Source organism: Vreelandella neptunia, assembly GCF_022489065.1.
In the GTDB taxonomy this organism is placed as follows: Bacteria; Pseudomonadota; Gammaproteobacteria; order Pseudomonadales; family Halomonadaceae; genus Vreelandella; species Vreelandella neptunia_A.
In genome coordinates, this window is sequence record NZ_JAKVTW010000007.1 from 133,623 (window position 1) to 146,802 (window position 13,180).

Below are 13,180 nucleotides of genomic sequence, written 5' to 3' on the forward strand. Positions count from 1 at the left end.
TGGCGGAAGCAACCTGACTCTTGCTGAGTTGCTGCGCTACGCTAGACATACGCCCACCCCAAACTGACAAGGCCATCAATGAGATTCTTCAATGCTCGCTAGCAATGTCGTTGCCTTAGTGATGGCGGCGGGTTATTCGCGCCGATATGGCAAGGATGATAAGCGCTGCGCGAAGCTTGCCGATGGCCGCTCGCTGTTGGCAGCCTCTGTCGCGAAGGCCGAACAAGCTTTCCCTTTGCTGCGCGTGGCAGTGCGCGCAGAAGATGACGCCAAGCTGCTAGGGCTGGCAGAACACACGCCCTTGATTCGACTTCATCAGGCGCATTTAGGGTTAGGCGCAAGCCTCGCCGAAGCAGTGAGGGCGCTTAGCCACGACGCCCAACTGAATAGCGGCGAAGCGGTGGCGATTTTATTGGGCGATATGCCCTGGATTAAGCAGGAGACGCTGCTTTCGTTACAGCGATTAGCTACGCGCGACACCATCCTGCGGCCTTGCCATGAAGGCAAGCCAGGGCATCCGGTTATTTTCGGGCGTACTCTTTGGCCCGCGCTTGAAACGCTAACTGGCCGCACCGGTGCTAAAGACATTATTCGCGACAACGCTGCCCATTACCGCACGTATGCTGTGCAGGATGCTGGCACCTTGATCGATATCGACACGCCAGCGGGCTTAGTGGTACCAGAGCACACTACCCCTGACGAAGCGTGATGCGGGTTAGCTCGGCGGGCTTGCCGAGACGCAGAGCAAACCCAGGCCACAACCCGGTGCCATTATTAACGTAAAGGGTCATATCTTGAACATCATAGACGCCTGAAACGAAGCCATTGTTGGCGTTGGCCACCAGCCGGTCAAAGCCAACGATCATTCCCCCATGGGTATGCCCGGAAAGCTGTAGATCCACCCCGGCAGCGGCCGCCGCAGCGGCGTTTCGGGGCTGATGATCCAGCATAATAATCGGCGAGTCTTCTGGTGCCCCTGCTATCGCCTCATCTACATTCGGTGCAGGAAAAGCATGTCCTCCTGCCGTAAAGTCTGTAACACCCGCCAGCACTAAATTGGCGCCCTCGTTTTCGATCACAACATGTTGATTCGCCAATACCTGCATGCCGAGCGTCTGGTAATACGCCATCCACTGGGGATAACCAAAATAGTACTCATGATTACCTGGAATGGTATAAACACCGTCTGGCGCTGAGAGTGCCTGCAGCGGCGCCACATCAGCGCGACGCACATCAAGGTCGCCATCGATCAGGTCGCCGGTGATGACAATTAAATTTGGCTCAAGCGCATTGGCCTGCGCCACCACCGCTTCAACCCAAGGGGCTTCAAACAACCGGCTAATGTGCAGATCGGTTAACTGCACGATCTCATAGCCTTCGAACGCCGCTGGAAGCCCTTGAATGGTCACCTCAACATCCTTCACCGCAGGCACCCGCGCTGCTTGGCTAACAGCAAAAGCAGCCACGCCTAATGCCAACGCTCCCATGCTGTAGCGCAGTAACGATGGAATCGCGTTACGCTTTCTTTTTATGGCCATCAGCACGAGTGCCATCACATCAACCACTATCTGGAGCACCGCTAGAAATAGCATCGTGCCGAAAATCCAATTGACGGCGAGTACGATGATTCTTGGTACCTCAGGAGAAAACATCGAACCAAAGGCTATCAACGTCAGCCAGTGGTGCTGAGCCACCAATAGCAGCACAACGCTGAGCAGGCCCTTAAACCAGAGCGGCCACTTAAGGGGTATTAAGTAACGGAAAATAACAATCAGACAGGGAATGGCGACAACGAAATGAAACATAGAGATGCTCATGAAAGGGAAGAAGCGCGGTGCACAGCCACGCGAATATTTGGCCTACAAAGGTGCCTACTGCTTGGCCATCAGCGCGACGACAGCAAGCGCAAGCCACCCGGCCATTAGCAAAACGCCGCCGATGGGCGTCACAATGCCAAGACTCAACCCTGCTAACGCCATCAAATAGAGCGAACCTGAAAAACACGCAACACCCAGCGCCCAAAGCGCCACTACCCAGCGCTGACCGGCCAGCGGCTGCACTTGGCGCCACACCAGCACGATCATAATGGCCAGCGTGTGCCACGCTTGATAGCGCACGCCGGTTTCGACGGCACTCACCATAGCTTGCGTAGTACGCGCCGCCAGCCCATGCGCTGCGTAAGCCCCGAGTATCACCATCATGGCACCCGAAAGTGCTGCCACACACCACCACACTTTATCTACTCGCTGCGCGTTACACTTCTGTTCCACTTTCCTGCTCCCATATTCATTTGCGCACAGCGCGTTGATTGCACCCACGGCGTACCTTGCGCGGCGCTAAACCGCTACAATAGAGAACGAACTGCCACGACGAATGAGACGCACCCCTTTATGTCTATACAGATATGTCTAAACGGTGAACCCCATACACTGGCGACCGGCCTAACCGCTGCCGACCTCGTTGAACAGCTGGGTCTTAGTGGTCGTCGCATTGCCGTTGAAATTAACGAAGAGATCGTCCCTCGCAGCCAACACGCCGACACCCCTCTGGCCGATGGTGACCACGTAGAAGTGGTGCATGCGATTGGCGGCGGCTAAAGGAAACACTATGACGCAACTACTCAATACGCCGCTAACCATTGCCGGACGCGATTTTAACTCGCGTTTGCTGGTTGGCACTGGCAAATACAAAGATTTTACCGAAACCGGTGCTGCCATTGCCCAAAGCGGCGCTGATATCGTTACCTTTGCAGTGCGCCGTACTAACTTAGGCCAGGACGCCGATGCGCCCAACCTATTAGACGTTATTTCACCCGCACGCTACACCCTACTGCCCAATACCGCAGGGTGTTACAACGCTAAAGATGCCGTGCGCACCTGCCGCTTGGCTCGTGAGCTGCTCGACGGTCATAACCTGGTCAAGCTGGAAGTGCTCGGCGATGATCACACACTCTACCCCAACGTGGTAGAAACCCTGAAAGCCGCCGAAACGCTGCTCGCCGACGGTTTTGATGTGATGGTGTACACCAGCGACGACCCTATTGTGGCACGCGAATTGGAAGCTATGGGCTGCTGCGCCATCATGCCGCTGGGTTCGCTCATTGGCTCGGGCCACGGCATTCAGAACCCGCACAACGTGCGCCTGATTGTTGAGCAAAGCAGCGTGCCAGTGCTGGTAGACGCGGGCATTGGCACGGCATCAGACGCCGCCATGGCCATGGAGCTTGGCTGCGATGGCGTGCTTTTAAACAGCGCCATTGCCCACGCTCGCGATCCGCTACGCATGGCCAACGCCATGAAACTGGCCGTTGAAGCCGGTCGCGATGCGTTTTTAGCGGGCCGTATGCCCCGCCGTCAATCCGCTGATCCTTCTTCACCTTTTGCTGGCCGTATTAACGGTTAATTGATTCGAGACCCCATGACTGAACCTAATAACCCTGCGCACACAAGCAACGCCGAAGCCGACAGCGACGCCACCACCGGCCCAGAAGGCCAGGACGCACCGCTGCATCGTCGCGGCATTAAAAGCTATGTGATCCGCGCGGGTCGCATGACCCAGGCACAAAACCGTGGGCTAGAAGACGTTTGGCCGCGCTTTGGCCTAACCATCGCCGATGGCCGCCAAGACCTGGACGCCCTATTTGGCCGTCAGGCACCCCGCGTGGCCGAGATTGGCTTTGGCATGGGCAACTCGCTAATTGAGCAGGCTGAGACACACCCTGATACCGACTTTATCGGCATTGAAGTGCACGCCCCTGGCGTAGGCAAACTGCTTGATGAAGTCGATAAACGCGGCCTGAGCAACCTTCGCGTCTACCGCGAAGACGCTCTGGCAGTGCTGGAGCAGTGCCTGCCAGAAGGCTCGCTGACCACCCTGCAACTGTTCTTCCCCGACCCCTGGCCAAAGAAGAAACACCACAAACGTCGCATCGTGCAGCCTGCGTTTATAGAGCTGATTCGCACCCGCTTGATGCCCGGTGGCACCTTCCATATGGCCACTGATTGGGAAGCCTATGCAGAGTGGATGGCAGAAGTAATGGAAGCAGCCCCCGGCTATACCAATACCGCCAGTGCCGAAACCGCGCCTTACGTGCCGCGCCCGGCATTTCGACCACTGACCAAGTTTGAAGCCCGCGGTGAAAAACTCGGTCACGGGGTTTGGGATTTGATTTATCGTCGGGAAGGGTAAACCGAGCAATAGCTAAGTTGAGCAGCCCTATGCGGGCTGTATCTACCTACCGCTAGCCTAGCTTAGCTTAGCCTTTAAGCATTCTACTTTGTGGGTAAGTCGTCTGTTCTGGCTGCTAACTTACATTGAGCGACGTTAATATGCCCATTTGATGCAAACTGTCGATTTCAGCGTATATCTCTTCGCAGAAGGATTCAGCCACATTACTTAATGGCTTGTGTTTAGATTTAAGTAAGGCTATTTCCCACTCAATGGTTGGCTCCATAGGCTTTGATACGACGGCTGTTCCCTGAAGTAGTAACTCAGCAATGGGGTCAATCACTGCAACGCCTAACCCGCGATCAACTAGTGCGCAAACCCCGCGCATATGGCGCATTTCAGCGGCAATATGCCTTTTAATATCCACTGTCTGCATAATGTAGTCCACTCGGGCACGCAATGGGCTATCCGCCATCAGCTCCACGAATGTCTGATTTTGTAAGCTAGTAAGAGCCACCACCTCTTGTTTAGCGAGTGGGTGCGTACGATGCATGATGCACCTAGCAGAACAGCGCGCAAGACTACTAACCGTCGCCCCATAAGTGTCTGCTTCAAGTGTTATCCCGAGCGCTACATCACAGGTATTGTTGTCGATCATCTTTAGTAACTCTTGCAACCCAGCGTCGATGACTCGAACACCCACATTAGGATGATTTTGTTTAAAGCGCTTAATCACATCGAGTAAAAAGGTATCGCAAAATATTGGTTGCGCGGCTACAACGACACTGCCTAATTGGTTATTGGCAATAGCATCCGCATCTTTTTGAGTGTCTCGAATACTCGACATAAGCCGTAAAACGGATGCGTGGTATAAAAATGCTTCTGACGTTGGCGACAACTGATTACGGCTACGTTTGAATAACGCGAAGCCTAGTTCATCCTCTAAACCGATCAGCAAACGACTCACCATTGATTGACTAATGCCTAACGTTTCTGCGGCAGCCTTCGTAGTGCCGTGTTTCATAAAGGCGTCAAACGCTTCAATCTCTTTTATTTTCATAATCTTAAATTCTCTTTAATAACTATTAGCTTACCTAATGGCAGATAAAAATAACCTTTATAAACAGTAAGCTTGCAACTTTGGGCCACCACTAGAACAAAAACGAATACTAAACTGAATTGTTGCAACAAATTTCATACTTGTCTATGTTAAAAGCGCTGAATTCAATTAACGTTGGTAGCAACTCTTTCAATAACAGCTATGCAACAACCATTGCGGAGACAAGTATGAAACTCACCTTAAGCTTAGCGGCAGCAACGGTACTCGCTGCCTCCACGGCCTACGCTCAGAGCTACCCCTCCGAACCCGTCACGCTGGTAGTCCCTTATGGCCCAGGCGGCGCCTCTGATCTAGCTGGTCGAGCTCTTGCGGAGTCTGCTCGCGAATATTTAGGACAGCCTGTCACTGTCGTTAATCAAGCTGGCGCAGGTGGAATGACCGGAGCTCGCGATGTGACACAGGCAGACCCCGATGGATACACCCTACTTTTAGCTCGCGTAGGCATGGCGCTGTCACCGGCGGTAAACGAAAACAGCAGCGTTGATTGGGATGAGTACACCTTCATCAGCCCGCTTGAAGCCACACCAATGATTCTTGCGGTGGCCGAAGACTCACCTTATGAAAGCGTTGAGGATTTGCTGGAAGGCATCGAAAACGACCCTGGCGCGATGAGCTATGCCGCCTCCGGCGCCACTGCCATAGATGGCTTTACCGTGCAGTCACTACTGGCTGATGCGGAAATGGATCCGCTGACGGCGGCAACATTGATTCCTTACCGGGGTGGCGGTGAACTCGCGACAGCATTACTGGGTGGGCATGTTGATTTTCTCGCCATTGCTGCTGCTTCGCTAATGCCCCATATCGAGAGTGGCGATATGCGTCCATTAATGGTGTTTTCACCAGAGCGTATGGAAGCACTACCGGACGTACCTACTGCTGAAGAGAAGGGGTATGAACTGGCTGGGCAAGTGATTGGCTGGAGCGCGCTGTATGGCCCGCCAGACCTACCGGAAGAAGTGCTGAACACCTGGGCCGAGGTAATGGAGCAGGTTACTGAAGATGAAATGTGGCTCAGCCGTGCCGATGATCGCGGCTCAATTTCCACTATCGGTAGTGTCGATATGGAGACTTATGCAAAGGAGCAATATGAGTTTTATCGCACCTTAGCAGAACAGTTTGGCTACTTGGAGTGAGTCTGCGCTAAACACTTTGCTGTCACTACAAATATCATTTACTCACTGGAGGGGTCATGGGTATAACACGCGGTTTAGTGATTACAGCGCTGTTCGGTATCGTTCTATTTTTACTGATTCCAGCCTATGTTCCCCGCCCGCGCTTTATTCCTGGGTTTGCGCCACCGCCTGACATGTGGCCACGAACGGTTTCCATATTAGGTATGGTGCTAGGGATACTGCTCGTTGGGCTGACGTTTTCACGTAAAACCGAAGCCATCGCCGATCCTGAAGACGCCCGCTCAATACGCGGCGATACGCCGCTTGCCACACTACTCATGCGCTTCGGTTGGACGGTACTCGCCTTCGTGCTCTTCATTGGCTCAGTGATGCTGCTTGGGTTTTTGCTATCGAGCATCCTGCTGTTAGTGGCGATGTTGATACTGACGGGTTATTGGCGCCACAAAGTAGTGGCCGCCATCGTTGCCGTTGCACTCCCTCTGGTTCTCTACCTGTTTTTCTCCAGCGCACTCAATACGCGTTTCCCTGTCGGCAGCCTTTTCAAGGCTATCGGTATTTAACTTACCGCGTATAGGACTGACTACTATGCTCAATGACCTGCTGGTTGCCTTCCAGGCGGTTGCCACCCTTGAGAATTTTTTGATCATGGCCGCTGGTATTTGGGGTGGCGTGATTATCGGCGCCATTCCAGGCATGACCGGCACCATGGCGGTTACGCTGGCGTTGCCCTTTACGTTTTATATGCAGCCGATCCCGAGTATTTTACTGCTTGTTGCGCTCTACAAAGGCTCAACCTACGGCGGCTCGGTATCCGCGATATTGATCAAGACACCAGGCACCGCGTCGGCCGCCTGTACCACCCTCGACGGCTACCCATTAGCCCAACAAGGAAAGGCGGGCAAAGCCCTTAACATGGCGCTCTATTCGTCCTGTACCGGGGATTTTATCTCCAACCTCTCGCTGATTTTCATTGCCGCACCGCTGGCACTCCTCGCGCTACGGATAGGGCCACCCGAATACTTTATGCTGATGATATTCGCGCTCACTACCGTTGCGGGTGTATCGGGGCGTTCGCTACTGCTTGGTCTTGTATCGGCTTGTTTAGGGCTTCTGTTAGCCACCGTAGGCGAAGACATGTATGGCTCGTTTCGCTTTGATCTCACCGTTGACATGCAGAGCGGCCTTGCGGTCGCGCCCGTGCTGATTGGCCTGTTTGCGATCCCTGAGCTGCTTAAGATTATTGTGTTTCGTAACAACCAAAACCATAAGCCCATGCAGCTGGGCGATAACCACGTAACAAGAGATGAGCTGCGCGGATCCTTAAAGGCAATGCTCAAAGGCAGCATGATTGGTGTTGTGATGGGGGCCATTCCCGGCATTGGCCCCTCGGCAGCGGCGTTCTCTTCCTACGGGGAAGCACAGCGCAGCTCAAAGAATCGCGAGAACTTTGGCAAAGGCGAACTGGAAGGAATCGCAGCTTCAGAGTCCGCCAATAATGGTTGCTGTGGTTCCACCATGATTCCCCTGTTAGCGCTGGGCGTGCCGGGCGATGTGATAACTGGCGTGATGCTGGGCGCTTTTATGATTCACGGCATGACCCCAGGACCGATGCTGTTTGAGAACAACCTACATGAGGTTTACATGCTATTTATTGGCATGCTGTTCTCATCTGTTTTGCTATTTGGTGCAGGCAAAGCAACGATGCGCTTTTTCTCGCATATTTCGCGGATTCCCCCAGGTTTGATGGCGCCTATCGTGCTTGCGCTATGCGTCTTCGGTATTTTTTCGATCTCCAACAGTATGTATGACGTGATCGTACTGCTGGCAATGGGTGTCTTTGGCTTTTTCATGTTCCTGTTCGCCATTCCCGCCGCCCCCTTTTTAATCGCCTTCATTCTTGGCCCGATGCTGGAGGAGAACCTGCGTCGTGCCCTTGCGCTCTCTCGTGGAGATCCAAGCATTCTGGTGTCATCGCCTATCACCTGGCTATTCGCCTCACTGGCAATATTCGTCGTGGTGGTAACGATTCGTCAGCAGCTTAAGAAGGCCAACGCCTGAGCCATTGATTCCCTTATTGCCAAGGATTTAACGTTATGCAAGTTAGCGCCACGCCTAATGCTCACCCGCAGTTGGAAACCGCGATTTCACACCTCGCTGACCTGATCGCTTACGACACAACCAGTGCTTACTCCAACCTTGAACTTATTCATCACATGGAGAAGTTCTTTACCAGTCTTGGTGCGGTCGTGACAGTGCTGCCAGATGAGAGCGGCAATAAAGCTAATTTGGTCGCCCGCCTGGGCCCAGCCGACGCGGCAGGCATCGCCCTCTCTGGCCATACCGATGTGGTACCCGCTAATCCAAAGAGCTGGAACAGCGACCCTTTTAAAATGGAGCAGCGCGGCAGTCGCTTGTTTGGTCGTGGCACCTGCGATATGAAAGGCTTTGCAGCCTGTGTTATGGCAGCGGCACCCGCTTTTGCCAACGGTGAACTGCAGCGCCCGTTCTATTTCTGCTTCTCCCACGATGAAGAAGTGGGCTGCTTGGGCGCCCCCGCCATTGCTCGTCACTTAGCCGAGCTCAAAGTACCACCGGCCCTGGCGATTATCGGCGAACCCAGCGAAATGAAACTGATCAATGGCCAGAAAGGTAAGATCGCAATGAGGGTAACGGTGCGCGGTGAAGGGGGACACTCATCGTTTTCTCCCCAGCATGTCAACGCGGTGGAGTATGCCTCGCGTATCATCACCATGATCGCCGAGCGATCACGACGATATGAGCAAGATGGCCCCTTTGATAATGATTTTACCGTTCCTCACGCTACTACCCTGACCACTATCATAGAAGGCGGCGTGGCGACAAATGTGACACCGGATACCTGCAGCTTCACCTTTGAGCTACGCAGCATTGATCAGGACGCGGCCGCCACAGACATTCAAGCACTGATCAGCGATGTAGAGGCTGCCCTGCTCCCCGAAATGCAGCACCAATCTGAAGATTCAGCCATTGAGTGGCAAGAACTGTTTGCTTACCCCGCCATGGGCGACGCCACCAATAGCGAGATGTTCAAGCAGCTAGAACCCATTCTTCCCGAGCGTGGCGGCAAGGTCTCTTATGGGTCTGAAGGTGGTGTGTTCGAGATTGAGGGCGGCATTCCCTCAGTAATTCTTGGCCCTGGCTCTATTCGCCAAGCCCATAAGCCCGATGAGTTCATCGAAATTGATCAACTCAGCCACTGCTTAGCGTTCTTCGATGAGTTAAATGCGTGGATGAAACGCTAACACTCCATGAATGGAAGTGGATTATTTGGCATTCACTCGGTGAAGGGTTCCGCTTCCACTTTCAAAAGCATCGATATTTGCAAGCGTGGTTTCGGCGATATTAGTGAGTGCTTCTGCTGTGAAAAAAGCCTGATGGCCGGTGATTAGCACATTATGGAAGGTCGTTAGACGCATAAACTGATCATCGTTGATCACACCATGGGAGAGGTCTTCGAAGAACAGCTGTTCCTCCTCTTCATAAACATCCAAGCCCAAGCGGCCGATTTTGCCGCTTTTCAAGCCTGTAATTACGGCTTGGGTATCGACCACTCTTCCTCGGCCGGTGTTGATTATCATCACGCCGTCTTTCATTTGCGCGATGGCCTCGGCATCAATCAAATGGTTAGTCTCAGTGGTTAAGGGACAGTGCAGTGAAATAATATCGGCGCTTTCATACAGTGTGGCTAGCGGTACGTATTCCACAAACGGTTTAGCGTCAGGATTAGGTAACGGATCACTGGCCACTATGCGGCAGCCAAAACCATGCATGATATCGGCAAAGATCAAGCCAATTTGCCCAGTGCCTATCACGCCCACCGTTTTCTCATACAGATCAAATCCCAACAGCCCGTCTAGGGCGAAGTTGCCTTCTCGCACACGGTTATAGGCGCGATAGGTCATGCGATTTAGACTTAACACTAAGGCGACCGCGTGCTCTGCAACGGCGTGAGGGGAGTAGGCGGGCACTCGCGCAACCGTTATGCCTAATCGTTCTGCAGCCGCTAGATCGACATGGTTGAAACCCGCTGAACGCAGCGCCACTAACCGTGTGCCACTGCTATGCAACTGCTCTAACACGGCAGCATCAAGGCAATCATTAACAAAGGCGCAAACCGCGTCAAAACCGTTGGCCAAGGGAGCCGTATCGACCGTTAGGCGTGCGTCAAAAAAACTTAAGGAGTGGCGCTCTGCCGCGTTAGCGCGCATGAGAAACGTGCGGTCGTAGGCTTTGGCACTAAACACAGCAATGCGCATGGCGCGGTTCTCCCGTTAAAAACGTAAGAGTGCAGCTACAGAGACAGCATAGGCGACTGGAGAGACGCAGGCAGCCTATATTCAGCGGAGCATGAAATAAACGGGTAAATGTGCGGGGCCTAGAAAAAAGAAAGCCGCTCCAGAGGAGCGGCAAAAAGACCGTGACTAGCAATGAGAGGGAGAAACCATGACCGTAAACTGGCGCTGATTCTTAAATCACCAGCTGTCTTGGCTGCCAGCGTCTCATCAAACGCTGACAATCACACTGTAATAGTTCTCATTTACCACGTCAATACAAATACGAATATTTTTTATTTACTTTCTTGAGGCGCAAAGATTACCCCACTAATTGCAGCCAAAATGGGAGGGTGAGCATGGCTAAGAGAGTTTGTCCGGTGATAATGGCCGCCATCAACTCAGCGTCGCCACCCAACTGACGGGCTAAAATATAGGCAGACGTAGCGGTGGGCAGCGCTGCAAACAGGAGCGCCACGTCGCGACTGACCGGATCCAGTTGCAACACCCACGTTAACCCCAATACCAGCGCGGGCATGAGCAGTAGCTTAACGCTATTGGTGGCCAGCACACCGCGGTCAATGCGTAACAGCGCCGCCGGGCGCAGCGCCACGCCCACTGCCACCAGCCCCAGCGGCAAAGCCGCACGCCCCAGTAGCTCCACCGTATCTTGACTCCAGCCTGGCAAACCAACGCCCGAAAGGTTCAGGCCAATGCCCGCCAGGCAGGCTAGAATCAGCGGGTTTTTAATTAGCGCCATGGCACTTTTACCTACGCTAGCTCCGCCGAGTGTGCCAGCGGCGACAAAGCTTGTCACGCACATCACGTTAACCACCGGTACCATCAAGGCCACGGCCACCGCAGCGGTGGTCGCACCCACACTGCCATGGAGAGCAGCAGCGCCTGCAACGCCTACATAAGTGTTAAAGCGTACCGCACCTTGAAACACCGAGGTAAACGCAGCGGGAGTAAGCTGGAGCCAGCCGCGCAAACGCCATAGTAGTAAGCCAAATAGCGCCATCGCGCCAAGCAGCACCAGCGCTAAACGGCCGACCGGCACTTGGCTCACATCGGCAGTCGCCAACGTTCCTACCAGCATCGCGGGAAACAGCACAAAATAGATCAGCCGCTCCATCTGTGGCCAAAAGGTGTCGCTAGGCCAACGCCAATAGCCGAGAACGGCGCCCAATAAGATCAATAGAAACAGTGGGCCTAAAGCGCCAGTGATACTCTCCATTTGCGTCCCTTTTGCCTGCGACATCCCAGCACAGCGATATCGGCACAATTACTGTTACCATGGCGACAACTCCCCGCCTCACGGCTTGCGTAGCGATTATTCTGCCATGAAGATGATATCAAAACCTGCATACCCAGCGGGCTTCCCCGCTTTAAGGGTACTGATACTGGTCACTGGTTTAGCACTGGCGGCCTGTGCATGGTACGCCTTTGCCCATTGGCTGCACCAAGACAGTGATGTGACCTGGTTTCCACCCGCTTCAAGCTGCAACCTGCATGCAGCGCCTTGTTCTGCCACATTAGGCGATAAGGGCCGCATCACTCTCCGTGTTCAAGCGGATGGGCGGATTGACGCATTAGAGATATTACCACTGGAAGTCGAGGTCGATGGTGTGACGGCCACTCAGGTTGACGTCGATTTTGTGGGCAGGGACATGGACTTAGGCCTGCACCGTTTTGCCCTCAGCGCCAGTACCCCAGGCCACTTTGAAGGCCAGGGCCAAGTAGGGATTTGCACCCAGAATGTTATGCCCTGGCGAGCGCGTGTCATACTGGACACCGCAGAGGGTAAAGTCGGCAGCTGGTTCGATTTTGACGTGATTCGGAGTTAACGCACATGGCAAGTAAATCGTTATGGATGGGCGCAGGAGTGGCTGCTGTATTAATCGTGGTCAGCGGCATCGTCCTCTATCAATACGCTTTCGCCCCCAACAGTGACGAACCCGTGGGTGGGCCCGTAGAAATGCCCTCCACTCAGGGAGATTTCTCGTTGACCCAGTTGGATGACGACCAACTCGCCATTCTGTCGTTTGGTTACACCTACTGCCCCGATATCTGCCCAATGACGCAGTCGGTCAAACGCCAAGCCCTGGCCCAGCTCACTGATGCACAGCGCGAGCGTGTGGTGCCGGTGATGATTACCGTTGACCCTGAGCGCGACACGATTGAGCGCATGCAGGAGTACATGGGATTTTTCGGTGAGGAGTTTATTGGTGCGGTAGGCAGTCAGGCACAGCTTGAAGATGTCGCTTCACGCTATGGCGTGATTTGGAGAAGAGTCGAAGCACCGGATTCAGCAATGGCTTACACCATTGATCACAGCGCCTCGCTTTTTTTAGTCAACAGCGAGGGTGACATTCTTCAGCGGGTACTCTACTCGCCCACCCCCCATGGCTTAGTCTCGGCATTGGAGAGTGAACTGGGCGGTTAGTCCG

15 protein-coding genes are annotated in these 13,180 nt (G+C 53.8%); 10 read left to right on the forward strand and 5 right to left on the reverse strand.

Annotated elements, in window-relative coordinates; translation table 11 throughout:
* The first annotated feature begins 91 nt into the window (after positions 1-91).
* On the forward strand, positions 92-709 hold the full coding sequence (locus MLE19_RS11655) for a nucleotidyltransferase family protein (RefSeq protein WP_240718352.1): 618 nt from the start codon (positions 92-94) through the stop codon (positions 707-709).
* On the opposite strand, the gene MLE19_RS11660 is transcribed toward MLE19_RS11655, so the two are convergent.
* Together MLE19_RS11660 and MLE19_RS11665 are read right to left on the reverse strand one after the other, a co-directional pair.
* Positions 690-1,805: a metallophosphoesterase gene (locus MLE19_RS11660; RefSeq protein ID WP_240718353.1), complete on the reverse strand. Its 1,116-nt coding sequence runs from the start codon at positions 1,803-1,805 to the stop codon at positions 690-692. The genes MLE19_RS11655 and MLE19_RS11660 overlap by 20 nt on opposite strands.
* A gap of 66 nt (positions 1,806-1,871) precedes the next feature.
* The gene (locus MLE19_RS11665) at positions 1,872-2,201 is read right to left on the reverse strand and encodes a DUF423 domain-containing protein (RefSeq protein WP_240718413.1); all 330 of its coding nucleotides are present in this window, start codon (positions 2,199-2,201) and stop codon (positions 1,872-1,874) included.
* 189 nt (positions 2,202-2,390) lie between these two features.
* Between MLE19_RS11665 and thiS the strand changes: the two genes are divergently transcribed.
* Genes thiS through trmB form a run of 3 tightly spaced genes read left to right on the forward strand, consistent with a single transcriptional unit; the run spans position 2,391 to position 4,188 of the window.
* Positions 2,391-2,597, forward strand: a complete 207-nt coding sequence (thiS, locus tag MLE19_RS11670) for a sulfur carrier protein ThiS (RefSeq protein ID WP_240718354.1) — start codon at positions 2,391-2,393, stop codon at positions 2,595-2,597.
* A 10-nt stretch (positions 2,598-2,607) separates the two neighbouring features.
* Entirely contained in the window at positions 2,608-3,402 is a 795-nt protein-coding gene (locus MLE19_RS11675) for a thiazole synthase (protein ID WP_240718355.1), read from the forward strand.
* 15 nt (positions 3,403-3,417) lie between these two features.
* Complete coding sequence (gene trmB / locus MLE19_RS11680; protein ID WP_240718356.1) at positions 3,418-4,188, forward strand: tRNA (guanosine(46)-N7)-methyltransferase TrmB; 771 nt, start codon at positions 3,418-3,420, stop codon at positions 4,186-4,188.
* Between the two features lie 115 nt (positions 4,189-4,303).
* Here trmB and MLE19_RS11685 read toward each other — a convergent pair whose 3' ends face one another.
* The gene (locus MLE19_RS11685) at positions 4,304-5,227 is read right to left on the reverse strand and encodes a LysR family transcriptional regulator (RefSeq protein ID WP_240718357.1); all 924 of its coding nucleotides are present in this window, start codon (positions 5,225-5,227) and stop codon (positions 4,304-4,306) included.
* A gap of 227 nt (positions 5,228-5,454) precedes the next feature.
* Between MLE19_RS11685 and MLE19_RS11690 the strand changes: the two genes are divergently transcribed.
* Genes MLE19_RS11690 through argE form a run of 4 tightly spaced genes read left to right on the forward strand, consistent with a single transcriptional unit; the run spans position 5,455 to position 9,701 of the window.
* A complete protein-coding gene (locus MLE19_RS11690) occupies positions 5,455-6,420 on the forward strand; it encodes a Bug family tripartite tricarboxylate transporter substrate binding protein (RefSeq protein ID WP_240718358.1) in 966 nt (321 codons plus the stop codon).
* A 56-nt stretch (positions 6,421-6,476) separates the two neighbouring features.
* Positions 6,477-6,980, forward strand: a complete 504-nt coding sequence (locus MLE19_RS11695; RefSeq protein ID WP_240718359.1) for a tripartite tricarboxylate transporter TctB family protein — start codon at positions 6,477-6,479, stop codon at positions 6,978-6,980.
* A gap of 25 nt (positions 6,981-7,005) precedes the next feature.
* Positions 7,006-8,478 carry a tripartite tricarboxylate transporter permease gene (locus tag MLE19_RS11700; RefSeq protein ID WP_240718360.1) on the forward strand — a complete coding sequence of 491 codons (1,473 nt, stop codon included), beginning with the start codon at positions 7,006-7,008 and terminating at the stop codon, positions 8,476-8,478.
* Between the two features lie 35 nt (positions 8,479-8,513).
* The gene (argE, locus tag MLE19_RS11705; protein ID WP_240718361.1) at positions 8,514-9,701 is read left to right on the forward strand and encodes an acetylornithine deacetylase; all 1,188 of its coding nucleotides are present in this window, start codon (positions 8,514-8,516) and stop codon (positions 9,699-9,701) included.
* A 21-nt stretch (positions 9,702-9,722) separates the two neighbouring features.
* Here the strand turns inward: argE and MLE19_RS11710 are convergent, their stop codons facing one another.
* Together MLE19_RS11710 and MLE19_RS11715 are read right to left on the reverse strand one after the other, a co-directional pair.
* Positions 9,723-10,715, reverse strand: a complete 993-nt coding sequence (locus MLE19_RS11710) for a 2-hydroxyacid dehydrogenase (RefSeq protein WP_240718362.1) — start codon at positions 10,713-10,715, stop codon at positions 9,723-9,725.
* Positions 10,716-11,052: 337 nt separating this feature from the next.
* Complete coding sequence (locus MLE19_RS11715) at positions 11,053-11,967, reverse strand: AEC family transporter (RefSeq protein WP_240718363.1); 915 nt, start codon at positions 11,965-11,967, stop codon at positions 11,053-11,055.
* Positions 11,968-12,073: 106 nt separating this feature from the next.
* Between MLE19_RS11715 and MLE19_RS11720 the strand changes: the two genes are divergently transcribed.
* Both MLE19_RS11720 and MLE19_RS11725 read left to right on the forward strand, forming a co-directional pair.
* Positions 12,074-12,577 (forward strand): hypothetical protein, encoded by a 504-nt coding sequence (locus tag MLE19_RS11720; protein ID WP_240718364.1) that lies wholly within the window; start codon positions 12,074-12,076, stop codon positions 12,575-12,577.
* 5 nt (positions 12,578-12,582) lie between these two features.
* A complete protein-coding gene (locus MLE19_RS11725; RefSeq protein ID WP_240718365.1) occupies positions 12,583-13,176 on the forward strand; it encodes an SCO family protein in 594 nt (197 codons plus the stop codon).
* Positions 13,177-13,180: the final 4 nt, after the last annotated feature.